15 protein-coding genes, 6 tRNA genes and 1 other RNA gene are annotated in these 23,347 nt (G+C 67.2%); 8 read left to right on the top strand and 14 right to left on the bottom strand.

The genetic code is table 11. The features are described from left to right. The first annotated feature begins 33 nt into the window (after nt 1-33). Nucleotides 34-132, top strand: an RNA gene (gene ffs, locus I6H87_RS13880) — signal recognition particle sRNA small type. A 159-nt stretch (nt 133-291) separates the two neighbouring features. Here ffs and I6H87_RS13875 read toward each other — a convergent pair. The 3 genes from I6H87_RS13875 to I6H87_RS13865 all read right to left on the bottom strand — a co-directional run bounded on the left by I6H87_RS13875 (nt 292) and on the right by I6H87_RS13865 (nt 7,169). Next, nucleotides 292-3,894, bottom strand: a complete 3,603-nt coding sequence (locus I6H87_RS13875) for a UvrD-helicase domain-containing protein (protein ID WP_011615634.1) — start codon at nt 3,892-3,894, stop codon at nt 292-294. After that, entirely contained in the window at nt 3,891-6,758 is a 2,868-nt protein-coding gene (locus I6H87_RS13870) for a PD-(D/E)XK nuclease family protein (protein ID WP_011615635.1), read from the bottom strand. Before I6H87_RS13870 ends, I6H87_RS13875 begins: the two co-directional genes overlap by 4 nt. A gap of 138 nt (nt 6,759-6,896) precedes the next feature. Next, entirely contained in the window at nt 6,897-7,169 is a 273-nt protein-coding gene (locus tag I6H87_RS13865) for a hypothetical protein (protein WP_011615636.1), read from the bottom strand. Nucleotides 7,170-7,612: 443 nt separating this feature from the next. On the opposite strand from I6H87_RS13865, the gene trxA reads away from it, so the two are divergent. The 6 genes from trxA to I6H87_RS13835 all read left to right on the top strand — a co-directional run bounded on the left by trxA (nt 7,613) and on the right by I6H87_RS13835 (nt 14,319). Then, a complete protein-coding gene (trxA, locus tag I6H87_RS13860; protein ID WP_010814265.1) occupies nt 7,613-7,939 on the top strand; it encodes a thioredoxin TrxA in 327 nt (108 codons plus the stop codon). A 179-nt stretch (nt 7,940-8,118) separates the two neighbouring features. Beyond that, entirely contained in the window at nt 8,119-9,381 is a 1,263-nt protein-coding gene (gene rho / locus I6H87_RS13855; protein ID WP_010814266.1) for a transcription termination factor Rho, read from the top strand. 125 nt (nt 9,382-9,506) lie between these two features. Next, complete coding sequence (locus I6H87_RS13850; protein ID WP_010814267.1) at nt 9,507-10,358, top strand: M90 family metallopeptidase; 852 nt, start codon at nt 9,507-9,509, stop codon at nt 10,356-10,358. A 201-nt stretch (nt 10,359-10,559) separates the two neighbouring features. Beyond that, on the top strand, nt 10,560-10,820 hold the full coding sequence (locus I6H87_RS13845; RefSeq protein ID WP_010814268.1) for a type B 50S ribosomal protein L31: 261 nt from the start codon (nt 10,560-10,562) through the stop codon (nt 10,818-10,820). A 246-nt stretch (nt 10,821-11,066) separates the two neighbouring features. Further along, nucleotides 11,067-12,854, top strand: coding sequence for an ArnT family glycosyltransferase (locus tag I6H87_RS13840; protein ID WP_011615638.1), 1,788 nt, complete (start codon nt 11,067-11,069; stop codon nt 12,852-12,854). A gap of 112 nt (nt 12,855-12,966) precedes the next feature. Then, nucleotides 12,967-14,319 carry an MATE family efflux transporter gene (locus I6H87_RS13835; protein ID WP_011615639.1) on the top strand — a complete coding sequence of 451 codons (1,353 nt, stop codon included), beginning with the start codon at nt 12,967-12,969 and terminating at the stop codon, nt 14,317-14,319. A gap of 230 nt (nt 14,320-14,549) precedes the next feature. Here I6H87_RS13835 and I6H87_RS13830 read toward each other — a convergent pair. The 7 genes from I6H87_RS13830 to gltX form a co-directional block, all read right to left on the bottom strand. Next, a tRNA-Asp gene (locus tag I6H87_RS13830) sits at nt 14,550-14,626 on the bottom strand. Nucleotides 14,627-14,689: 63 nt separating this feature from the next. Next, nucleotides 14,690-14,765: transfer RNA gene (locus tag I6H87_RS13825), tRNA-Glu, on the bottom strand. 105 nt (nt 14,766-14,870) lie between these two features. Next, a tRNA-Ala gene (locus I6H87_RS13820) sits at nt 14,871-14,946 on the bottom strand. 198 nt (nt 14,947-15,144) lie between these two features. Further along, a tRNA-Asp gene (locus tag I6H87_RS13815) sits at nt 15,145-15,221 on the bottom strand. A gap of 63 nt (nt 15,222-15,284) precedes the next feature. Beyond that, nucleotides 15,285-15,360 (bottom strand) — tRNA-Glu (locus I6H87_RS13810). Nucleotides 15,361-15,426: 66 nt separating this feature from the next. Next, nucleotides 15,427-15,502, bottom strand: a tRNA-Ala gene (locus I6H87_RS13805). Between the two features lie 273 nt (nt 15,503-15,775). Then, on the bottom strand, nt 15,776-17,176 hold the full coding sequence (gene gltX / locus I6H87_RS13800) for a glutamate--tRNA ligase (protein WP_011615640.1): 1,401 nt from the start codon (nt 17,174-17,176) through the stop codon (nt 15,776-15,778). A gap of 246 nt (nt 17,177-17,422) precedes the next feature. On the opposite strand from gltX, the gene I6H87_RS13795 reads away from it, so the two are divergent. Beyond that, complete coding sequence (locus I6H87_RS13795) at nt 17,423-18,343, top strand: patatin-like phospholipase family protein (RefSeq protein WP_058697198.1); 921 nt, start codon at nt 17,423-17,425, stop codon at nt 18,341-18,343. A gap of 73 nt (nt 18,344-18,416) precedes the next feature. Here I6H87_RS13795 and I6H87_RS13790 read toward each other — a convergent pair whose 3' ends face one another. From I6H87_RS13790 to I6H87_RS13775, 4 genes are all read right to left on the bottom strand, one after another. Continuing rightward, nucleotides 18,417-19,097 (bottom strand): C40 family peptidase, encoded by a 681-nt coding sequence (locus I6H87_RS13790; RefSeq protein WP_010814273.1) that lies wholly within the window; start codon nt 19,095-19,097, stop codon nt 18,417-18,419. Between the two features lie 389 nt (nt 19,098-19,486). Further along, nucleotides 19,487-21,148: an ABC transporter ATP-binding protein gene (locus tag I6H87_RS13785; protein WP_011615642.1), complete on the bottom strand. Its 1,662-nt coding sequence runs from the start codon at nt 21,146-21,148 to the stop codon at nt 19,487-19,489. Further along, nucleotides 21,145-22,281 carry an ABC transporter permease gene (locus tag I6H87_RS13780; RefSeq protein WP_010814275.1) on the bottom strand — a complete coding sequence of 379 codons (1,137 nt, stop codon included), beginning with the start codon at nt 22,279-22,281 and terminating at the stop codon, nt 21,145-21,147. Before I6H87_RS13780 ends, I6H87_RS13785 begins: the two co-directional genes overlap by 4 nt. Continuing rightward, complete coding sequence (locus I6H87_RS13775) at nt 22,278-23,327, bottom strand: microcin C ABC transporter permease YejB (RefSeq protein ID WP_010814276.1); 1,050 nt, start codon at nt 23,325-23,327, stop codon at nt 22,278-22,280. Before I6H87_RS13775 ends, I6H87_RS13780 begins: the two co-directional genes overlap by 4 nt. Between the last annotated feature and the right edge of the window lie 20 nt (nt 23,328-23,347).

The raw sequence follows: 23,347 nt of genomic DNA, 5'->3' as shown, positions 1-23,347 counted from the left end.
GCGGTATCGCGGTCTGGGGTACAATGCCGCTCGGACGGGCCTCCTCGCATGGTGGCGCGGTCAACCTGGTCAGGTCGGGAACGAAGCAGCCACAGCCGTTTTCCGCCAGTGCCGAGGGTCAGGCTCGTCCACCTCACACCCCTCCTGCCGTACCCCTCCCGCTATCTCCGCACGCACGAGTCGTTCGCAGCGCAGTCCCTGTCACTTTAGTACAGCCGGGCCACGAGCGCGCGCGCCGCACATCCCATTTTGCGCCGATTCTGGCACCCTGTCCGGGTGCCACGCCAGCCGTCAGAACAGCGAGCCCTGCTGCGGCATCGGCGGCGCCAGACGCTCGGCGGGAATCCATTCGCCGTCCGCGGTGGCCACGCCGGCCTCGATACGCTTGCCCGGGAACATCGGCGCAAGCGCGGCCGCATAGCGGCCCAGCTGCGCGCGGTAGGCTTCATGCTCCTGCGGCAGGAGCCGCAGCTTGTAGTCGACGATCACCACGCGGTCGTCGAACTCCACCAGCCGGTCGATACGCAGCAGCCTGCCGCGCGCGTCATAGAGTTCGACTTCATTGCGCGCGCTGCGGGCGTCCCCCGCCCCCAGCAACGGCGCCAGTGCCGGCGCGCGCAGCATCGCAGCCACCGCCTCCAGCGCTTGCGCCACCTGTTGCCGCCACGCCTGCCGTGCCGCCCCGGTGTGCGCGCCCGTCAGCGGGAACCAGCGCAATACGGTGTCGATCCCCGGCACGCCGGCAAAGGCTTCGGGATAGCGCGTCAGGCGTTCCAGCAAGGCATGCACCAGCTCGCCGTGGCGGGCGGCCGCAGCGTTGAAGACGATGCCGTCGGGCTCGTCTTCGGCCTCGCCCTCTTCTTCAAACCCGATCCCCTGCCGCGCATCCACCGCATCGCGATAGCGCAGCCGGAAGTCGGTAAAGCGCACCGGCTCGCTCAGGCGCGCGGGCATCGGAGCCTGGTCCTGCGCATCGGCCAGCTCGCCCGGATAGGCCGGCACCATCTCGCCGACGCCTGCGGCCTGCAGCCGCACATACCAACTGCCGGCGATCTCGGCATTGCCCTCGCCCGAACCGCTGCGGCTGGCACGGCCCTTGACCCCGCTGACCAGCAGGCCCTGCTGCGCGCGCGTCATGGCCACGTACAGCAGGTTCCAGTTCTCGCGCTCGCCCAGCGCCGCCTCCGCCTCGAACAACGGCGCCCGCGCCAGCCCGCGCTCGCTGCGCTTGCCGTAGGCCGAGAAATGCCGAGGCACCGGCGACGACGGCGGCCAGTCGACCAGGATGCCGCCCCGGTCCGCGGCCGGCTCACTGTGGTTGGCATCGAGCAGCACCACGAACGGCGCCTCCAGGCCCTTGGCCGCATGCACGGTCAGGATATGGACCGCGTCGAGGCCGGCAAACGCCGAATCGTCCTCGGCCGGCTCCACGTCTTCGGCGCTCTCGCCCATGCCGCCTTCATCGGGGCTTTCGCCCTCGTCGCCGCGGCGGATTTCCTGCAGCTCGTCGATAAATTTCGGCAGGCTCGGATAGCGCCCGCCGTCGAGGTCAAGCGACAGCTTCAGGAAGGCGTCGAGGTTGGCCAGCACCTGTTCGCGGATATCCGGCGGCGCGGCCTCGGCATAACGGCGCCGCACTTCGCCGCCGTGGAAGATCTGGTCAATCAGGTCATGCACCGGCCGGTGCGGCGCGACGCGCAACCACTGGCGCAAGCGCTGCACGCCTTCGCGCAGCGCATCGGATACGTGTTCGGGCAGGCCGCCTGACTCGATGCGTGCCCACCAGCCGCCCTCGCCTTCGATCCGGGCCAGCGCCAGCAGGTCGTCGTCTGACGCTCCCACCAGCGGGCTCTTCAGCACGTGCGCGAGATCCAGGTCCGATTCCGGCGTCATCAGGAACGCCAGCAACGCCGACAGGTCCAGCGCCTCGAGCGTGGCCAGCAGGCCGCCGCGGCGCGGGCTCAGGCACGGGATGCCGGCCTCGCGCAGCGCGCGCTCATAGTCAGCCAGATGGGTCTTGCGGCGCACCAGCAGATGCATGTCGCTCCAGCGCGCGGGGCGCTGTTCGCCGCCCTCATGGACCGGCACGGTGTCGCGCACCAGGCGCAGCCACGCGGCCACGCGCCGGCCCTCTTCCAGCCGCAGCGAATCGCCGGCCTGCCGGCGTGGCTGCAGCAGCGTGTCGCGATGGGCGGAGGCGGCTTCGGCGGACTTGTCCTCTGCACCATCGTCAACGGCGTCTTCGGCCTTGTCCTCGGGCTCCACCAGCGGCAGCAGCCAGACCGGCCCGTTGCCTCCGGCCAGTGCCGTGGTCTGGGTCGCGTACAGCGGATAGCGGCCCTCGGCGCGTGCGGTGTCGAACACGGCGTTGACCCAGTCCAGCACTTCGGCACGGTTGCGCCGGGTGCGGTTGGTGCGCAGCACGGTGGCGCCGAACGTATCGCGCAGCATCTCGCCGGCCGCGCCGAACAGCCGTGCATCGGCGCGCCGGAAGCGGTAGATCGACTGCTTGGGATCGCCCACCAGGAACACCGTCGGGCGCTCGCCCAGGCCCGCATAGCCGGCCAGCCAGCCCTGCAGGATGCGCCACTGCAGCGGGTTGGTGTCCTGGAACTCGTCGAGCAGCAGATGGCGGTAACGCGCGTCCAGCCGCACCTGCAGGTACGTGGCGGTCTCTTCGTCCGACATCAGGCGCGCGGCCTGCCATTCCAGGTCGGCGAAGTCCATCGCGCGCTGCTCGTCCTTGTGCCGCTGGTAGCGCGTCAGCAAGGCATCGCCGATGCAGAACAGCGCGCGGTTGATCGCCAGCACCGCGGCTTCGCAACAACGCGCGCTGATGTCGTCAAGCATGGCGCAGATCGAGGCATGCTCGTCCAGCAACGCATCGACCATGCCTTCGCCGCCGGCGGCCTTGACCAGCGCCGCGGTGCGCCGCAGCGAACGCGGGCCGCCGGTGGTGGTGAAGAACGCGGCGCGCAACTGCGCGAACGCCCGTTCGGCGGGCTTGCCGGGCGCCGCGCCCGCTTCGCGCCACGCGGTGATCGCCATCAGCGCATCGGTGATGCGGGCGGCGTGGGTCTGCTCAGTCTTGCCGGCCGCGCCCAGGCGCAGCGCCAGCGACTCGCAGGCATCGCGCCAGCCTTCGTCGGACAGCGCCTGCAGCAGCACGTCGCCCCGGGCGTCTTCGCCCAGGCAGTCGGACAGCGCCTGCAGCGGGTCGCCGCCCTCCTGCATCGCCCACCATTCGCTGCGGGCATGGAACATCGCGTCCAGCAGCGCGCGTGCCTGGAAGTCGCCCACGGTATCGACCAGCGTTTCCCACGCGGCGCGCAAGTCGGTGTATTGCTCCGTGGCCAGCGCGCGCCAGACCGGGGCCCAAGCTTCGCGTTTCATGCGCAGCGCATCTTCGCGCAGCGCCGCGCCCGGCACGATGCCCGAGGCCAGCGGCGCGCCACGCAGCAGCGTGCCGAACCAGCCGTGGAAGGTATCGATGGCCATGCGCCCGGGCGCGGCCAGCACCTGCGCATGCAGGCGCCGCGCACGCGGCAGCGCCTCGCGCGCGGCGTCATGCGTCAGGCCGCGCTGCACCAGCGCTGCGACCACGTCTTCATCGCTGTCGCGCGACATCTGTGCCAGCACCTCCAGCAGGCGGTCGCGCATTTCTTCGGCGGCCTTGCGCGTGAAGGTGATGGCCAGGATCTCGTGCGGCGCGGCGCCGGCCAGCAGCAGGCGCACCAGCCGCGCCACCAGCAGCCAGGTCTTGCCGCTGCCGGCACAGGCCTCTACCACCACCGAGCGCGCGGGATCGCAGGCGGCGCGCGTGAACTCGGCCTCGGAAACGGGCTCGCCGTCGCGCTGGTAAGGCTGGACGTGGTGCGGATCGTGGGGCGTCATGATGTCAGCGCCGGCACGGCGGTGGATTCCCAGAAGCCCTTGCGGCACAGGCCGCGGGCGGTGCAATACAGGCAGGCGGAGGCATCGCCGAAGGCCGGCAGCCTGGCACCCTGGCGCAGGCGCATGACGTCGTCGCGCATCTGCCGTTCCAGCCAGATGACGGCGGCTTCAAAATCGGGCAGGCCGACTTCGCGCTGCGCCGCCGCTGCGCCCTCGCGCGCGCCTTCGAGCGATACCCAGCTGCCCGCTGCCGCATCGGCGCGCAGCAGGCCGTAGAACGGCAGCTGGCAGTCTTCCCCGACCTCGGCCAGCTTGCGCTTGAGGCGGGTGGCGCTCTGCGTCTTGTAGTCGAGCACGGCATGCGCCCCGCCCGGGCCCTGGTCAAGCCGGTCGATGCGCCCGGTCAGGCGCAGCGGCTGGCCGTCGGGCATCGGCAGGTCGATGCCGGCGTCGAGCTCGCCGCCGCGCCAGAACCAGCCCTCGGCCTCGCGCGCGGATTGCCAGGCGACATACGACGGCATCACCTCGCGCCAGCGCCGGTAGTAGGCAATGGCATTGCCGTCCTCGGCCATCAGCGCGCCGAACACGGCTTCGGAAATCTCGGCCAGGCGGGCCAGGCGCCGGTCTTCCGCCAGCGTCTCGCCACGCTCGCGGCGCGCCTGCAGGTCCTTGTGGTAGCGCAGCAGCACGTGGTGCAGGTGTTCGCCGATCTCGCGTTTCTCCAGCTCGTCGCTGACTGTCTCCAACCCGGCCAGGCCCAGCATGCGGCCGGCGAAGAACTGGTAGGGGCAGCGGCGCAGCATGTTGTAGGCCTGCGCGCTCCAGCGCACCGGCACCAGCGCGGGCTCCGCCGCCGGCGCCGGCATGCCCTGCGGATCGGCAAAGGTCTCGTGCGCCTGTGCTGCGGCGGAGGCTTCGATGCTGACGCCCGCGCGCGCGCAGCACGCCGCCAGGCGCTCGATCCAGCCCGACACATGATGCGGCTCGCCGCGGCTGCCGTAGCGTTGCCAGGTCAGCACCACGTCGTCGTTGTTCAGCAGCACCTCGGCCAGGTCGCGCGCCTGTTGCGCAAAGCGGGCCTCGCGGTCTTCCAGGTCCAGCTCGCGCCGCATCTGGTTGGAGAAGAACATCAGCTCGGCGGCGCTGGACGGCAGTTGCGCGTCATCGCAGCCAACGATCACCACGCCCTCGAAGCGGCGCATGCGCGCGCCGTTCAGCGGCAGGATGGTGATGCGCGCCGGGCCGCTGGCCGAGGGCTCCTTGTAGGCGACCGATTCCAGCAGCGCCGACAGCATCGCGCGGAACTCGCCCTGCGACAGCGTGGCATGGCCGCCGGTCTCGTCCAGCGGCAACTCCTGCAGCCGCGCCAGCGCATCGAGCAGCTGGCTGCCGGCATCGTCCGCGGCCAGCGCTGCGCGCATGCCGAGGCCGTCGAGCATGCCGTCGAGCCGTTCCAGCCAGGTTGCCAGCGGATGCTGCGCGAGGCCGCGCGGCCAGCGCGCCGCCTCGTCGGCGAGCACGGCGATGAGCGCGTGCGCGGCGTGGCGCGGCGCTTCGGCGGCACCCTCGTCTTCCGTGGCAGCTTGCTGCGCCGCGGTCGGTGCGTGGCCGAACAGCTGGCGCAGGCGCGCCCAGCCGCCGGTGATGCCCTCGCGCCGCACCTGGCGCTCCAGCAGCGCGATGGCCGCGCCGCGCCCGGCAACCTCCGGCAGGCAGAACGGGCTCTTGAGCAGGTCCAGCAGCGCGGCGGTGTCGCCGTCGCGCACCAACAGGTCGAACCAGCGCATCAGCGCGGCGGCCGCGCGCGTGGTGGAAAGCTTCCAGCCGGTCTCGTCGCGCACCGGTGCGCCGGCGCGCGCCAGCAGGGCACGGGCGCGCCGCGCCACCACGCGGTCGTGCGCGACCAGCGCCACCTGGCGGCGGCCTTCATTGAGCCACTGCACCAGCTGCGCGGCTGCCGCGGCGGCTTCATCCTCGAAGCGCGCGCTGCCGACCACGCGGATCGACGGACGCTGCGGCGGCAGCGCAGGCATGGCCGGCGCGGGGGCGACGGCTTCGGCATCATCGACGATCCTTGCTTCCGGCCATAGCGCCAGCAGGGTCTGGTACCAGTCGGCATCGCTCCCGCCCTGCCCGGTCCAGTCATAGCCGACCTGCAGCACCGGCACCAGCTCGGCGGCATCGCGCAGGAACGCGGCTTCAAGCGGCGTGGGCGGGGTCGGGGCAATCCAGATCACCGGGCCGCGCAGCTGCTGCGACAGCTCGCGCAAGGCGCGGCGCCGCGCCGGCAGCGGATCGTCCGGGCCGGACAGCGCCTGCCAGAATGCCAGCACGATGCGCGCCTCTTCGCCGAGGAAGCGCTCGGACAGATGCGAATAGGTCCGTTCCAGCGCGCCCTGCAGCAGGCCGGCGCGATCGTCGCCGTCGATCTCGTCATCGTCGCGGATGGCGGCGTCTTCGAGCCAGCGCGCGTTAAGCTCGTCGCAGATCGACAGCAGCGTCTGCGACAGGCCCCATGCGGCGGTCTCGTTCTGGGCGCCGAAGGCGCGGCGCAGCCAATCCTGCCCGCGCACCGCCTGCTGCACGGCCAGCAGGCGTGCGGCCGGGCTGCGCACCGGGGCGCCCTCGGGCGGCAGGTCGAGCAGCCAGTGGCCCAGCGTCAGCACGCGCGGCAGCAGCCGCGGGCTGCCCGACGCGCGCGCGGCGGCGTCCAGTGCCTGGCGCACGCCCGGGATCTGCGCCGCGGTGGGCACGACCACGTGCGCGCCCGCCTCCGGCGCGCCGCAGCGGTCGAGGAAATACCAGGCAGCGGTGGCCGCCTGGTCGAGGAAATCAGGGCCAGGGCGGAAACGTAGCGACGTCATGGGCGCGTGGGGCGCAGCCCGGAATGGCTGCGCGAACTGCGTCGGTCGGCGAAAGCGTCAGGATGCAACGGAAACAATACGGGCGCCGCCGGCCTGGGCGGCTGGCGGCAAGTGTGATGCAGGGCAGGCGGAACCGGCTCAGTCCGAACCGCCTTCCAGCCGGGCGCGGATTTCGCGCGCGGTCTCGAGCAGGCCCTCATAGCCGGAGCGCGCATGCTCGGGCAGGTCCGGGTCGCCCACCAGGGTACCGAGGGTCTCGATGATGCTGTAGACCAGGCCGCGTGCGGCACCGCTGGCGATGCTGTTGGTCTCCACGGCGCTGCTGATATGGTCCAGCGCATCGCTCAGGTGGTCCACGTCCGGCGCCTGGCCGGGCTCGGGCTGCGAAGGCTTGCGGGGATCGGTGTTCATGTCGATGACCTAGTCAGTGGCGCAGGATGCAAGATTGGTCCGCTGGCGCCGCCTGCGGACCGCTTTCTATTCTACGCGCACGCCACACTCAATCGGCACCGCGCGGCGCGCACAAGTGCATTCTATGACACACCCTCCCGCACGCCGCAAGCGATTACCCGAATCTCTCGGCGCCATAGAAAATAAGCATTTCAATGAATCCTCCGATTGCAGCAGAATCATTTCCGTGCCGGCGCGCTTTCGAGTGTTTGCCAGGCCGGTCTTGAAAATCGGCAAACTGGTAACATATCGGCAGCACCGGGCGCGGCAGCGGCCCCCACAGCCTGTTTGCGGGCTGCGGAGGCAGCCCGACGGGTCCGCGCAATCTCGTGTAAGGTAACGGTTCGGCCCTCCGAAGTCTCCAGCCTTCAACATAAACAGAGCGAAACCAGAGGTTTTCCGCCATGAGCGAACAAATCAAGTATGTGAGCGACGCCTCCTTCGATGCTGACGTCCTCCAGTCCGACAAACCCGTCCTGCTCGACTTCTGGGCGGAATGGTGCGGCCCCTGCAAGATGATCGCGCCGATCCTGGACGAAGTCGCCAAGGACTATGGCGACAAGCTGCAGATCGCCAAGATCAATGTCGATGAAAACCAGCAGGTGCCGGCCAAGTTCGGCATCCGCGGCATCCCGACGCTGATCCTGTTCAAGAACGGCGCGGTCGCGGCCCAGAAGGTCGGCGCGCTGTCCAAGTCGCAACTGACCGCCTTCCTCGACGGCAACCTGTAAGCTGCGCGCCGGGACCTGACCCACGGTCCCGGTTTTGTCACGATCCGACGTGCGTGCGCCACATCCTGGCGGCCCGGTCGGATTGTGCTAAGATGCCACCAACAACTCCCCGAGCGTTCGCTCATTTCCCCCCTTCCCTTTAGGTCTCGCCCGTCCGGGCCCATCTGTACCCCTCGTCTATGCACCTGACAGAACTCAAATCGCTTCACGTGTCTGCGCTTCTCGAAATGGCGGCTACGCTCGAGATCGACAACGCACAACGGATGCGCAAACAGGAACTGATGTTTGCGATCCTGAAGAAGCGCGCCAAGATGGGCGAAACCATCTTTGGAGACGGCACGCTGGAGGTGCTGCCCGACGGCTTCGGCTTCCTGCGCTCGCCCGAAACCTCGTATCTGGCCAGCACGGATGACATCTACATCAGTCCGTCCCAGATCCGCCGCTTCAACCTGCACACCGGCGATTCGATCGAGGGTGAAGTGCGTACGCCCAAGGACGGCGAACGCTACTTTGCACTGGTCAAGGTGGACAAGGTCAACGGGCAGCCGCCCGAAGCGGTCAAGAACCGCATCATGTTCGAGAACCTGACGCCGCTGCACCCGAACCGGCCGCTCACGCTCGAACGCGATATCAAGGCTGAAGAGAACATCACCGGCCGCATCATCGACATGATCGCGCCGATCGGCCGCGGCCAGCGTGCGCTGCTGGTGGCGTCGCCCAAGTCCGGCAAGACCGTGATGCTGCAGCACATCGCCCACGCGATTGCCAACAACCATCCGGAAGCGGACCTGTTCGTGCTGCTGATCGACGAGCGCCCGGAAGAAGTGACCGAGATGATGCGTTCGGTGCGCGGCGAAGTGGTTGCGTCGACCTTCGACGAACCGGCCATCCGCCACGTTCAGGTTGCCGAAATGGTGATCGAGAAGGCCAAGCGCCTGGTCGAACTGAAGCGCGACGTCGTGATCCTGCTGGACTCGATCACCCGTCTGGCGCGTGCCTACAACACCGTGGTGCCGGCCTCGGGCAAAGTGCTGACCGGTGGTGTGGACGCCAACGCGCTGCAGCGCCCGAAGCGCTTCTTCGGTGCCGCGCGCAACCTGGAAGAAGGCGGTTCGCTGACCATCATCGCCACCGCGCTGATCGAAACCGGCAGCCGCATGGACGACGTGATCTATGAAGAGTTCAAGGGCACCGGCAATATGGAAGTGCACCTGGAACGCCGCCTGGCCGAGAAGCGCGTCTACCCGTCGATCAACCTGAACAAGTCGGGCACGCGCCGCGAAGAGTTGCTGATCAAGCCGGAAATCCTGCAGAAGATCTGGATCCTGCGCAAGTTCATCTCCGACATGGATGAAGTGCAGGCGATGGAATTCATCATGGACAAGATGAAGGCCACGAAGAACAACGCCGAGTTTTTCGATATGATGCGCAGAGGCGGCTGAGCCCTTGCTGCAGCGTCAACGCAGCATCGCCGCAAGGCGGACAGGAAGGCGTGCCACGGCACGCCTTTTTTGTTGCCCGACCTTTTTTGTTGCCGGACCATTTCACAGCGCACCGCGCTACGCCCATGCTCGGCAAACTGACCTCATTCCTGCGCACCCGCTCGCGGGCCCGCAAGCTGGAGCACTACGCCATCCCCGATGCGCTGTGGGCGCGCACGGTCGCCACGCTGCCGTTCGTGCAGCGCTACGGCAGCGAAGACCTGGCGGCGCTGCGCGAACTGGCCACGCTGTTCATCGCCGACAAGGAATACTCCACCGCGCACGACCTGCCGCTGGCCGACGACATGGTGGCCAGCGTTGCCGTGCAGGCCTGCGTGCCGATCCTGAAGCTGGGGCTGCCTTGGTACCGGGGCTGGCACGGCATCGTGCTCTACCCGGGCGAGTTCATCATCCGCCGGACCGTGCAGGACGAGATCGGCCTAGTGCACGGCGTGGTCGAGGAAGCCAGCGGCGAGGCCTGGGAGCACGGGCCGGTGATCCTGTCCTGGCCCGACGTGCACACCCCCGGGGCCGGCATCGACAGCGACCACGAACTGCCGGCCGATACCTACAACGTGGTCATCCACGAGTTCGCCCACAAGCTGGACATGCTCGACGGCGAGCCCGACGGCGTGCCGCCCTTCTCGCGCGTGCTGCACCCGGACATAGACGCGGAAGCCTGGGCCGAGACCTTCCTGACCGAGTACGACCGCTTTGCCGAGTCCTGGGAGGCACGCGACGAGGCCGACTGGGAGCACCCGGAGCGGCTGCCGCCGGCGCTGCGCATCATCGACCCATATGGGACCGAGGCGCCGAGCGAGTTCTTTGCCGTGACGTCAGAGGCATTTTTTGTCGAGCCGACCGGGCTGGCGCGGCACTGGCCGGTTGTATACCAGTCGCTGGCCGCCTTCTATCGCCAGGACCCGGCCTCCATGTGATGCTTTTGCCATATTCATGCACAACACTTTCTGTGCCGCTCGTGGCGCAGCCTCTTCCCCAAGTATTTGTTTTTCTGCCATAATCCCGGTTTGCCCGTTACCGGCAAGTGGTTCGTTCGTCGCCGCGCCATGCACGCTCTCGCCCTCGGCGGAGAACAGCGGATTGCAACGGACTGGCTACCCAACCAGAAAGGACTCATCATGAAAGAAGGCATTCACCCGAATTACCGCGAAGTCGTGTTCCAGGACATGTCCAGCGACTTCAGCTTCATCACCCGCTCGACCATCCAGACCAAGGACAAGATCGTGAAGGACGGCAAGGAATACCCGCTGGCCAAGATCGAAGTCTCGTCGGAATCGCACCCGTTCTACACCGGCACCCAGAAGATCATGGACACGGCCGGCCGCGTGGAAAAGTTCCGCCAGAAGTTCGGCAACAAGCTGGGCAAGGCTGCGAAGTAAATCGCTTTCAGCGAACCCCGCTTCGCAAGGCCCGCGGACAGATGCTCCGGGGCCTGTGCGAAACAGCAAAGAGGCAGCATCGGCTGCCTCTTTGCTTTTGTGCCGGACCACGACCGGTACCGCCGCATTCATTGGATTTACCCCACACCCCGTGAGGCTTCCACGCCATGCCACGGCCCGCGCGGCCGCCGCATGCGCGATACTGTGGCCTTCGCGCCATTGCGCCACGGCCCGACCTGAGCATCGATGCGTCAAGCCAATACCTCCCCCGTCCAGTTGACCGCTGCCGCGACCGGCGCCCTGCCGCGCGCGCTGCTGCTGGCGATCTGCATCATCTATGGCCTGGTCGGCCTGTTCGGCCGCGACCCGTGGAAGAACGAGGACGCCGCCGGCTTTGGCGTGATGTGGCAGCTGGCCACCGGCAACCTGCACGACTGGCTGATGCCGAATATCGTCGGCCGCCCGTACAGCGAGGACGGCCCGCTGGTGTTCTGGATCGGCGCGCTGATGATCCGCGGCTTCGGCAGCTGGCTGGGCGCGGCCGACGCCGCGCGGCTGGCCACGGCGCTGTTCTTCTTCGCGACCTGCGCCTGCATCTGGTACACCACCTACCTGCTGGGCCGGCGCGACGAGGTCCAGCCATTTGCCTATGCCTTCGGCGGCCAGCCCAACGCGCGCGATTACGGCCGCACGCTGGCCGACGGCGCGCTGCTGATCTTCCTGGCCTGCGTGGGCCTGGCCATGCGCGGGCACGAGACCACGCCGCAGGTCGGCCAGGTCGCCTTTATCGCACTGGCCCTGTACGGCATGGTGCGCAGCCTCGACAAGCCCATCCAGGGCAGCCTGGTCTATGGTGCCGCGCTGGGCGGACTGGCGCTGGCCAGCGGGCCCCTGCTGCCGCTGGCGCTGCTGGGTGGCAGCGCGGTCTGCGCACTGGTGTGCAAGCCGCTGCCGTGGCGGCGCCTGGCCGCCATCGGCATTCCGCTGGCGCTGCTGATGGTGTCGGCGTGGCTGGCGGCCGCCTACTTCGGCGCGGCCGACCGCGACGAGGCGGTGACCTTCATCCGCGAATGGTCGCGCTATGACCGCCGCAGCTACGGCTCGCCCAATGTGGCGACCTTCGGCTTCAACGTGCGCAACCTGTTCCTGTACACGTGGCCGGTCTGGCCGATCGCGGGCTGGGCCTGGATCGCGTGGACCGGCATGCGCCGCGCCCCCCATGTGGCGGCGCCGCTGGCGCTGCTGCTGCCGGTGCTGGTGCTGCTGTTCCTGCAGCGCAGTGCCGGCGACGTGCAGTTCATCCTGCTGCTGCCGCCGATGGCCGTGCTGGCCGCATTCGCGCTGCCCACGCTGGCGCGCGGCGTGATCAACGCGATCGACTGGTTCGCGCTGCTGTTCTTCACCATCTTCGGTGGCACGGTCTGGTTCATGTGGATCGCCAAGACCACCGGCTGGCCGCCGCGCATCGCACGCAACGTCTTCCGCCAGCTGCCCGGCTACCAGCATGAGTTCACCATTGCCGCGGTGGTGTTCGCGCTGGCGGCCACGGTCGCGTGGGTGCTGATCGTGCGCTGGCGGCTGTCGCGCGCGCCCAAGCAGATCTGGCGCCCGGTGGTGATTTCCGCCGCCGGCACCACCCTGATGTGGGTCATGGCAATGACGCTGTGGCTGCCCTCGATCAACTACGGCAAGACCTACCGCGACGTGGCCCAGGCCGCGGCGATGGCGCTGCCGCCTGCCTACCAGTGCGTCCAGCCGATCCGCATGGGCGATGCGCAGCTGGCGTCGTTCGCCTATTTCGGCCATATCCGCTTTGGCGGCCCCAACGACGGCTGCGACGTGCTGCTGCGCCATGACGCGGTCGACTATGGCGAGCCGGGCAATATCTCGCATTTCGAGTGGCGGCTGATCTGGGAAGGCCGCCGCCCCGCGGACCGCGACGAGCGCTTCCGCATGTACCGGCTGGTCGATACCGCGCGCGCCGTCCATCCGCGCCCCGACCTGCCGCGGCGCCGCCTGCCGCGCCAGCCCTGAGCCCTTTCCGGCGTCACCACCACCGCAGCGCCTGTCGCGCCATCGAACCATTCCGGCCGCAGGCGGCTGCGGGGCTGACCATCCAGCCCTGACCAAGCCTGCCGAGCCCTGAATGACCCTGCTCCAAGACCTTCGCCGTATCGCCAGCCTGGCCGGCCCGGTGCTGGCCGGCCAGCTTGCCGTTATCGCCTTTGGCGTCATCGATACCGTGATGGCCGGGCGCGCCTCGGCGACCGACCTGGCCGCCGTGGGCCTGGGCGGCTCGATCTACGTCACCATCTATATCAGCCTGATGGGCGTATTGCAGGCGCTGTCGCCCATCGCCGGGCAGCTCTATGGCGCCGGCCGCATCGAGGCGATCGGCGCCGAGGTCCGGCAGGCCGCATGGCTGGGCGCCGCACTGGCGATTCCGGGCGTGCTGCTGCTGGCCTTCCCGGCCCCGCTGCTCGCTTTCGCCAAGGCGCCGCCCGAACTGGTCGAGAAAGCCACCGCCTACCTGCATTTCGGTGCCTTCGGGCTGCCGGCGGCGCTGGCATTCCGCATCTACTCGGCGCTGAACAATGCGCTGTCGCGCCCGGTCATGGTGACGGTGCTGCAGATCGGCGGGCTGGCGCTGAAGGTGCCGCTCAATGCCTGGTTCATCCACGGCGGCCTGGGCGTGCCGGCGATGGGCGGCCCCGGCTGCGGCCTGGCCTCGACGCTGATCAGCTGGGCCTGGTGCATCGCCGGGCTGCTGATCCTGCGCTACGGCAGCGCCTATCACCCGCTGCGGATCTTCAGTATGTGGAGCTGGCCGGCTGCCGCCCCGCTGCGCGCGCTGCTGCGGCTGGGCGTGCCGATGGGCCTGACCTACCTGATCGAGATCACCTCGTTCACGCTGATGTCGATCTTCATCACGCGCCTGGGCACGGTCACGCTGGCCGGGCACCAGATCATCGCCAACCTGGGCGCGGTGGCCTACATGCTGCCGCTGTCGCTGGGGATTGCCACCTCGACGCTGGTGGCACAGCATCTCGGCGCGCGCGACCTGGCCGGCGCCAGCCGCCTTGCCTGGCGAGGTATCCGCATGGCGGTGACGCTGGCGGTGCTGACCGGTGCCCTGCTGTGGCTGCTGCGCAAGCCGGTGCTGCATGCCTACGCGAGCGATCCCGCGGTGGTCGCGGCAGCGCTGCCGCTGGTGCTGTTCGTGGCGTTCTACCAGGCCTTCGACGCGGTGCAGGTGATGACGGCGTTTATCCTGCGCGCGTACAAGATCGCGCTGATTCCGACGCTGATCTATGCCGGCTCGCTGTGGGGCATCGGACTGGGCGGGGGTTATGTGCTGGGCTTCGGGCTGATCGAGGGCATGCCCGACTTCACACGCGGCGCCAGCGGCTTCTGGCTGGCCAACAGCATCAGCCTGGCGATTGCAGGCGTGCTGCTGGTGCGGTATTTCAGCCGGGTCAGCAAGGATCCGGAAAACTGACTCTGGCACTGGCCGCTCGCAAGGGCGGCGGCCGCATTTTCAGTAACCGGAAAAGAAAAACGCCCGCTTGCGCGGGCGTTCTAATTTGGCGGAGTGGACGGGACTCGCCCACATGCCGCGGGCCGCGGCTGCGCTTGCAAGCGCAGCCCTTCGAGCCCCGCCGGAAGCCGCGCAGGCGGCTTCCTCCACTCCGGAAAAGAAAAACGCCCGCTTACGCGGGCGTTCTAATTTGGCGGAGTGGACGGGACTCGAACCCGCGACCCCCGGCGTGACAGGCCGGTATTCTAACCGACTGAACTACCACTCCTTAGTCGGCGTCTTCCGAAGCTTCGCTTCAGTCGACTGGGCGTCTGATTACGCCCTGTTGTTATGGCGTCCCCTAGGGGATTCGAACCCCTGTACTCACCGTGAAAGGGTGATGTCCTAGGCCTCTAGACGAAGGGGACAGAAACTTGTTTTACAACGCGCTTTCTGTCTTGCGCTGGAAAGTCCGCCATCATAGCAGGCTTTTTCGCGCCTGGGAAGCTTCTTTTCAGACGCATCCCAAATTCTGGTGGAGCTAAGCGGGATCGAACCGCTGACCTCTTGCATGCCATGCAAGCGCTCTCCCAGCTGAGCTATAGCCCCGTATCCGATACTGCTGGACGGTTACTGCTGGAACCACCTTCGCTGTCTGCCGCTTACCGCAGCATTTGCAGCGAAGACAGGATTATATAGCGAATTTCGCAACGAATGCAACATTTTTTATTGCGTTTGCGGCGATTAACGACATAATGCCTCACCCAAAGAAAAACCCGCATGGCGCAAACCATGCGGGTTCAGTTTTGGCGGAGTGGACGGGACTCGAACCCGCGACCCCCGGCGTGACAGGCCGGTATTCTAACCGACTGAACTACCACTCCTTAGTCGGCGTCTTCCGAAGCTTCGCTTCAGTCGACTGGGCGTCTGATTACGCCCTGTTGTTATGGCGTCCCCTAGGGGATTCGAACCCCTGTACTCACCGTGAAAGGGTGATGTCCTAGGCCTCTAGACGAAGGGGACAGAAACTTGTCTTTCAACACGTTCCGTCTGGCGCCACCCTAAACAACCTGGATGACACCTAAATCTTGGTGGAGCTAAGCGGGATCGAACCGCTGACCTCTTGCATGCCATGCAAGCGCTCTCCCAGCTGAGCTATAGCCCCATGGTACTGCTCTTTACTGCAACTTGCTGCGTTTTCGCCTGAATTAACTACCGTTTCAAGCGAAGCCAAGATTATATATCAACTATTAATCTTTGCAAGCTCCCGTTTCAGCTTTTTTCGCTTTCCCGTCACTTCAAAAATCAGTTCGGAGATTGCGAAGATCCTTGCGGATCCGCCAGCCCGCTTGGTCAGGGACCGCGCCGCAGGGAGAAAGAGATTATGCGCAAGTCCGGCCCGGAGCGCAAGCCCCCGGCGCGGACTTTTTGCGACTTTTTATGCAGCTGCCGCCAGGCGGCGCAGCACCGTGTCGCGGCCGAACAGTTCCAGCACCGCATCGATGCCTGGCGTCTGCAGCTGGCCGGCCACCAGCAGGCGCACCGGCATGGCCAGCTTGGGCATCTTCAGGCCGAACTCGGCCAGCACGGCCTTGAAGGTGGCGCTGATGGCTTCGCGCTTCCATTCCGGCAGCGCGGCCAGCTGGTTGGCCAGCGCCGCCAGCGCGGGCTGGATTTCCGGGGTCAGGTGCTCGGCCTTGAGCGCGGCATCCGCCTGCGGCTCGCCGCGATAGAACAGCAGCGCCGCCTGCGCGACCTCCTTCAGCGTATTGGCGCGGTCCTTCACCAGCGCCACCACGCCGGCCAGGTCCGCCCCTTCCACCTTGCCGCCGAGCGCCTCGATAAACGGCTGCGTCAGCGTGGCCAGGCGCTGGTTGTCGCCGACCTTGATGTAGTGGTTGTTCAGCCAGGCCAGCTTCTCGGGGTTGTACTGGGCGGGCGACTTGCCCAGGTGCTCCAGGTCGAACCATTCAACGAACTGCTCGCGCGAGAAGATCTCGGCGTCGCCGTGGGCCCAGCCCAGGCGCGCCAGGTAGTTCAGCACGGCTTCGGGCAGATAGCCCTCGTCGCGGTAGCCGGTCACGGCCATGGCGCCATGGCGCTTGCTCATCTTCTCGCCCTGCTCGTTGAGCACGGTCGGCAGGTGGGCGTAGACCGGCGGCGTGCCGCCCAGCGCGCGGATGATGTTGATCTGACGCGGGGTGTTGTTGACGTGGTCGTCGCCGCGAATCACGTGGGTGATCTTCATATCGAGGTCGTCCACCACCACGCAGAAGTTGTACGTGGGGGTGCCGTCCGGGCGCGCGATCACCAGGTCGTCGAGTTCGTCGTTGGAGATCTCGATGCGGCCCTTGACCGCGTCATCCCACACCACGCTGCCGCCGATCGGATTCTTGAAGCGGATCACCGGATCGACCCCTGCCGGCGGCTCGGGCAGGACCTTGCCCGGCTCGGGACGCCAGAAGCCGTTGTAGCGCGGCTTCTCGCCGCGCTCGCGCTGGGCTTCGCGCAGGGCATCCAGCTCTTCGGTGCTCATGTAGCAGCGGTAGGCCAGGCCGGACTCAACCATCTGCGCGACCACTTCACGATAGCGGTCCATGCGCTGCATCTGGTAGAACGGACCTTCGTCGATATCCATCTCCAGCCAGGCCATGCTCTCGAGAATCACGTCGACCGCTTCCTGCGACGAACGCTCGACGTCGGTGTCTTCGATGCGCAGGATAAAGTCGCCCTTCATGCGGCGGGCGAAGGCCCAGGGATAGAGCGCGGAGCGGATATTGCCGAGGTGGATAAAACCGGTCGGGCTCGGCGCAAAGCGGGTGCGGACGCGTTGGGTCATGGTCAGGGGCAGAAACAAGAAAGCCCGCGCGCAGCGGCGCGCAGGCTGGTGTATGTGCAGGTCTTACATTATACCAACGCGCATCCCTCGCCCCGCCCGGCGTGCCAGCGCCGTGCGGAATCATTTATGCTTGCGCCGGTCTGAGGTGATGCCGCTGATCCAGGCAATTCGATGCCAGCCCCATTGAGGAGCGCCCGCATCACATCCCTGTATCCGCCGGTCCCACCTGGCTACTGATCTCGCTTCATGCAACGACGTCATTTCCTCGGTATCTCCGCGGCCGCCCTGCTGGCGGGCTGCTCGTTCGGCCCGCGTCCCGCGCCGCCGCTCGCCACCACCCCGCCCGCGCCGCGGCCCGTCAAGATCGGCCTGGCGCTGGGCGGCGGCGCGGCGCGCGGCTTTGCCCATATCGGCGTGATCAAGGCGCTCGAAGCGCAAGGCATCCATGCCGACCTGGTCACCGGCACCAGCGCCGGCGCGGTCGTGGCGGCGCTTTACGCCAGCGGACTGAATGGCTTCCAGCTGAACAAGCTGGCGCTGACCATGGACGAGGCTGCCATCGCCGACTGGGCCCTGCCCTTCGGCACCCGCTTCGGCGGCTGGCTCAAGGGCGAGGCGCTGCAGAACTACATCAACCGGCTGGTGCAGAACCGGACCATCGAGGCCATGAAGCTGCCGCTGGGCATTGTCGCCACCGATCTCAAGAGCGGCGAGAAAATCCTGTTCCGCCGCGGCAACACAGGCCAGGCCGTGCGCGCGTCGAGCAGCGTGCCCGGGGTGTTCCAGCCGGTGTCGATCCAGGGTCACGACTATGTCGACGGCGGCCTGGTCGAGCCGGTGCCGGTGGATTCCGCGCGCGGCATGGGCGCGGACTTTGTCATCGCGGTCAACATCTCGGCCGACCCGTCGGCGCAGAAGAACGCGGGCCAGAGCGGCGTGCTGCTGCAGACCACCGCGATCATGGGCCAGTCGATCAACAAGATGGCACTGGCGCGCGCCGACGTGGTGATCCGCCCCGAGCTGCCCGATATGGGCGGCAGCGACTTCAACGCCCGCAACCGAGCCATACTGGCCGGCGAACAGGCCACCACGGCGGTGATGGCAACGCTGCGGCAGCGGCTGGAACAGGCCCGCCTGGCACCGGCCGGAACGGTCGCAGTGCAATAGCCCGGGGAGCACGCCCCGCCAAAGAAAAAAGGACTGTCGCAGCAGTCCTTTTTGCTTGTAGCGCGCCGGAAACTCAGCCGCCGTACATCGATGCGCGGACAACCTTGGGGTCATAGCGCTTGAGCGTCTCGACCATGTCGCCGAGGCCATCGGCGCCGCCCTCCTTGCCATCCTCGATGCGGCGGGCGCCGTTGTAGCGGGTCACCCAGTAAGACGCACGCATGTCGTCGACTCGGATCTTGCTGCCCGTGGACGGGGCATGCACGAACTTGTTGTCGCCGATATAGATGCCGACGTGCGAGAAGGTCTGGCGCATGGTGTTGAAGAACACCAGGTCGCCCGGACGCAGGTCGGTGGCCGCCACGGTGGTGCCGACACGGCTGATTTCGACAGAGCGGCGCGGCAGCATGAAGCCGAAGGTGTCCTGGAACACGTAGCGGACGAAGCCGCTGCAGTCCAGGCCGGATTCGGGGCTGTTGCCGCCGAAGCGGTAACGCACGCCAATCAGGCCCAGCGCATTCATGACCAGGTCGCCAGCCTTGCTGGCAACGTTGCTGGTGGAATTCACCACCGACGACAGCAAGCCGCGCTTGCCTTCCGCATGCGAATCCGCGGCGTGGGCCGTGGCATCGATACGGGCGTCGGCATCCTTGAATACCGTATCCGCCAGCACTCCATTCGACACAGTCGCACCGCAGACAATGGCAATTCCGACGGCGGCACGCGCCAGGGAATGAAGTACCGATCGCTGCATTGGTTCTCCCGTTGATCGTTCCAAAGCAAGCCCCGGCACAAGTCCGGGGCAGCTGGTTATATGTGAAATTCGCGTGAACTTCGCGAGAAATTCATGTGAACCTGCGGGGTGAACCCTATGCAACATCCGCACCAGGCTTTCCGGGCCTGTCTTGCACCGCAAACGTGCTATGCACGATCCAATGCGTCGGACGGACCACCCCCAAAACTAGTTCTCGCGGGATGGTAAAGGGTTGTCATTCACATGTCAAAGTTCGTTACAAATTCGCCGGATTTGACTGGCGAATCAAGGATATAGGCGGGAATTCGCACCTTGTTTATCGGATTGATCCGAACAACCGGATGCTAGCCAGGCGGGGCCGCGGCGTTGCTGCGCCGCACACCTCCGGGTCAGCCAGCGCCGACCTGCGCCGCCGCCATCAGCTTGCGCGTATAGGGGTGCTGGGGTGCGCCCAGCACCGCTTCGGTGTCGCCGGCCTCGACCACCTCCCCTGCCTTCATCACGAAAACCCGATGCGCCATGGCCCGGATCACCGCCAGGTCATGGCTGATGAACAGGTAGGTGAGGTTGTACTTGTGCTGCAGCTGGGACAGCAGCGCCAGCACCTGCTGCTGGATCGACACGTCCAGCGCCGAGGTGGGCTCGTCCAGCACCAGGATCTGCGGCTTGAGGATCAGCACCCGGGCAATGGCGATGCGCTGCCGCTGCCCGCCCGAGAATTCATGCGGATAGCGGCCCAGCGCGGTGCGGTCCAGGCCGACCTCGCGCAGGGCTTCGATCACGCGCTGGCGCGTGCCCTCGTGCGACAGCCCGGGCTGGTGCAGCGCCAGGCCTTCGCCGACGATCTGCTCGATGGTCATGCGCGGCGCCAGCGAGCCGAACGGGTCCTGGAACACCACCTGCATGCGCGCGCGCAACTGGCGGCGATCGTCGCGCGTGGCGGTGTCGAAGCTGCGGCCGAGGAAATGGATGGTGCCGCCGCTCTTGCGCTGCAGCGCCAGCACGGTATGCGCCAGCGTGGTCTTGCCCGAACCGGACTCGCCGACGATGCCGACGGTCTCGCCCTCGCGCAGCTGGAAGTCCACGTCCTTGACCGCCGCAAACTGGTCCTTGCCGAACCAGCCGGCCAGCCCGCGGCGCTTGCGCGCGTAGTTGACGCTCAGCTTGCGCGCTTCCAGCAGCACCGGCGCCAGCGGCACCAGCGGCAGCACCTCGCGCCTGGGGCGGCTGTCGATCAGCTTGCGGGTGTAGGGGTGCTGGGGGGCGGCAAACACCTGCGCGGTCTCGCCGGTCTCGACCAGCACGCCCTTCTCCATCACGCCCACGCGCTGGGCAAAGGAACGCACCAGGTTGAGGTCATGGGTGATCAGCATCACCGCCATGCCGAACTCGGCCTGCAGGTCACGCAGCAGGTCCATGATCTGGGCGCGGATGGTCACGTCCAGCGCCGTGGTCGGCTCGTCGGCGAGCAGCAGCTTGGGGCGGCAGGCCAGCGCCATGGCGATCATGGCGCGCTGGCGCTGGCCGCCCGAGAGCTGGTGCGGGAAGCTGTCGAAGCGGTGCGCGGCGTCGCTAATGCCGGTGCGCTCCAGCAGCGCGATGGCGCGCTCGCGCGCGGCGCGGCGGTCCAGGCCCTCGTGCAGCGCCAGCGTCTCGACGATCTGGTTGCCGATGGTGTACAGCGGGTTGAGCGCCGTCATCGGCTCCTGGAAAATCATCGCGATCTCGGCGCCGCGGATGCCGCGCATCTCGCGGTCCGACACCTCCAGCAGGTTCTTGCCCTCGAAGCGGATCGCGCCGTCGTAGTAGGCGTCTTCCACCAGCCGCAGCATCGCCAGCGCGGTCACGGTCTTGCCCGAGCCCGACTCGCCCACCAGCGCGTAGCGCTCGCCCGCGCGCAGGTCGAAGCTGACTTCACGCACGGCACGGGTGGCATGCTCGCCGTGGCCGAAGGTGACGGAAAGTTTGTCGACGCACATCAGCGTGGAACCGGGCGCCGGCGTCGCGGCCGGCGCCACGGCCGGCTGGATCACGGGAGACACCGCGGTCATGGCGTGGCCTCCGGTGCCGCCCCGGTCGGCGCGCCGGCCGGGATCTTGGGTTCGACCCGGCCGCGCAGCGCCGCCAGGCCCAGGCGGGTATCGAAGGCATCGCGCAGCGCGTCGCCCATGAAGGTCAGCAGCAGCAGCGTGACCACCAGCACCGCGAAGGTCGACAGCGAAATCCACCACGCATCCAGGTTGGCCTTGCCCTGCGCCAGCAGCTCGCCCAGGCTGGGCGTGGTCGGCGGCACGCCCATGCCGAGGAAGTCCAGGCTGGTCAGCGCCAGGATCGCGGCGCTCATGCGGAACGGCAGGAAGGTGATCACCGGGGTCAGGCTGTTGGGCAGGATATGGCGCCACATGATCTGCACGTTGGACAGGCCCAGCGCGCGCGCGGCCTTGACGTAGTCGAGCGAGCGGTTGCGGTAGAACTCGGCGCGCACGTAGTCGGACAGGCCCATCCAGCCGAACAGCGACAGCAGGATGATCAGCAGCGCCAGGCTGGGCTCGAAGATCGAGGCAAAGATGATCAGCAGGTACAGCTCCGGCATCGAGCTCCAGATCTCGATGGCACGCTGCGAGAACAGGTCGAAGCGCCCGCCGAAGAAGCCCATCAGCGCCCCGGTCAGCGTGCCCACCAGCACCCCGATCACGGTCAGCGCCAGGCTGAACAGCACCGACACGCGGAAGCCATACAGCAGCCGGGCCAGGATGTCGCGGCCGCGGTCGTCGGTGCCCAGCCAGTTCTCTGCCGACGGCGGCGCCGGGTTGGGCTCCTTGGCAAAGTAGTTGAGCGAGTCGTACGAATAATGGTTCAGCGGGAACACCGCGAAGTTGCCGTTGGTGGTGATGCGGTCGCGGATATACGGATCGAGGTAGTCCGCGGGCGTGGCGAAATCGCCGTCGAAGGTGGTTTCCGGGTAGACCTTGACGATGGGGAAATACCATTCGCCCTTGTAGTGCACCACCAGCGGCCGGTTGCTGGACAGCAGCTCGGCGCCCAGGCTCAGCACGAAGATGACCACGAAGATCACCAGGCTCCAGTAGCCGCGCCGGTTGCGGCGAAAGCGCTGCCAGGCGCGCTGGCGCGGCGAAGGCGAATGCGGCAGCCCGTTGGGGGCCGCGTGCGTGAACAGTTTCATCGGTGCAAGCCCTCGAAATGGATGCGCGGGTCCACCAGCACGTAGCAGACATCGGAGATCAGGCGCGTGACCAGCCCGATCAGCGTGAACAGGTAGAGCGTGCCCAGCACCACCGGATAGTCGCGCCGCAGCACCGCCTCATAAGACAGCAGGCCCAGCCCGTCGAGCGAGAACAGCGTCTCGATCAGCAGCGAGCCGGTGAAGAAGGCGCCGATGAACGCGGCCGGGAATCCCGTCACCAGCGGGATCAGCGCGTTGCGGAACACGTGCTTCCACAGCACGCGGCGCTCGCCCAGGCCCTTGGCGCGCGCGGTCAGCACGTATTGCTTGCGGATTTCCTCAAGGAAGGCATTCTTGGTCAGCATGGTGACCACCGCGAAGCTGCCCACCACCGATGCCGTGATCGGCAGCACCAGGTGCCACAGGTAGTCCATCACCTTGCCCATCAGCGAGAGCTGCTCCCAGTTGTCGGAGGTCAGCCCGCGCAGCGGGAACCACTGCACGAAGGTGCCGCCGCCGAACAGCACCAGCAGCAGCACGCCCAGCACGAAGCCGGGGATGGCATAGCCCACCAGCACGATGATGCTGGTCACCACGTCAAAGCGGCTGCCCGCGCGGATGGCCTTGGAAATGCCCAGCGGCACCGATATCAGGTAGGTCAGGAAGAAGGTCCACAAACCCAGGCTGACCGACACCGGCAGCTTGGACTTGACCAGCTCCCACACGCTGCGGTGCTGGAAATAGCTCTGGCCCAGGTCGAACTGGGCAAAGCGCTTGAGCATCAGGAAGTAGCGCTCCAGCGGCGGTTTGTCAAAGCCATACAGGGCCTGGATCTCCTTGATCTTCTCGGGGTCGACGCCGCGCCGCCCGCGGTATTCGGCGCCACCGCCGCTGGCTTCGCCGGCACCGCCCCGCCCTTTCAGTTCCATCATCATCTGCTCGACCGGGCCACCCGGCACGAACTGGATCACCACGAAGGTCAGCGTGATGACCCCGATCAACGTCGGGATCATCAGCAGAATGCGCTTGAGCAGGTAGGCAAGCATCGGCCGGTCCTCTTCCTTGT

It is taken from the genome of Cupriavidus necator, from assembly GCF_016127575.1.
GTDB lineage: Bacteria > Pseudomonadota > Gammaproteobacteria > Burkholderiales > Burkholderiaceae > Cupriavidus > Cupriavidus necator_D.
Note: the sequence above shows the minus strand (reverse complement) of the source record. Positions and strands in the feature narration are given on the sequence as shown.

Bases quoted from the DNA above. Each gene is read 5' to 3' on its own strand.
- I6H87_RS13875 (WP_011615634.1), bottom strand. From the start codon at position 3,894: ATGACGCCCCACGATCCGCACCACGTCCAGCCTTACCAGCGCGACGGC.
- I6H87_RS13870 (WP_011615635.1), bottom strand. From the start codon at position 6,758: ATGACGTCGCTACGTTTCCGCCCTGGCCCTGATTTCCTCGACCAGGCG.
- I6H87_RS13865 (WP_011615636.1), bottom strand. From the start codon at position 7,169: ATGAACACCGATCCCCGCAAGCCTTCGCAGCCCGAGCCCGGCCAGGCG.
- trxA (WP_010814265.1), top strand. From the start codon at position 7,613: ATGAGCGAACAAATCAAGTATGTGAGCGACGCCTCCTTCGATGCTGAC.
- rho (WP_010814266.1), top strand. From the start codon at position 8,119: ATGCACCTGACAGAACTCAAATCGCTTCACGTGTCTGCGCTTCTCGAA.
- I6H87_RS13850 (WP_010814267.1), top strand. From the start codon at position 9,507: ATGCTCGGCAAACTGACCTCATTCCTGCGCACCCGCTCGCGGGCCCGC.
- I6H87_RS13845 (WP_010814268.1), top strand. From the start codon at position 10,560: ATGAAAGAAGGCATTCACCCGAATTACCGCGAAGTCGTGTTCCAGGAC.
- I6H87_RS13840 (WP_011615638.1), top strand. From the start codon at position 11,067: ATGCGTCAAGCCAATACCTCCCCCGTCCAGTTGACCGCTGCCGCGACC.
- I6H87_RS13835 (WP_011615639.1), top strand. From the start codon at position 12,967: ATGACCCTGCTCCAAGACCTTCGCCGTATCGCCAGCCTGGCCGGCCCG.
- gltX (WP_011615640.1), bottom strand. From the start codon at position 17,176: ATGACCCAACGCGTCCGCACCCGCTTTGCGCCGAGCCCGACCGGTTTT.
- I6H87_RS13795 (WP_058697198.1), top strand. From the start codon at position 17,423: ATGCAACGACGTCATTTCCTCGGTATCTCCGCGGCCGCCCTGCTGGCG.
- I6H87_RS13790 (WP_010814273.1), bottom strand. From the start codon at position 19,097: ATGCAGCGATCGGTACTTCATTCCCTGGCGCGTGCCGCCGTCGGAATT.
- I6H87_RS13785 (WP_011615642.1), bottom strand. From the start codon at position 21,148: ATGACCGCGGTGTCTCCCGTGATCCAGCCGGCCGTGGCGCCGGCCGCG.
- I6H87_RS13780 (WP_010814275.1), bottom strand. From the start codon at position 22,281: ATGAAACTGTTCACGCACGCGGCCCCCAACGGGCTGCCGCATTCGCCT.
- I6H87_RS13775 (WP_010814276.1), bottom strand. From the start codon at position 23,327: ATGCTTGCCTACCTGCTCAAGCGCATTCTGCTGATGATCCCGACGTTG.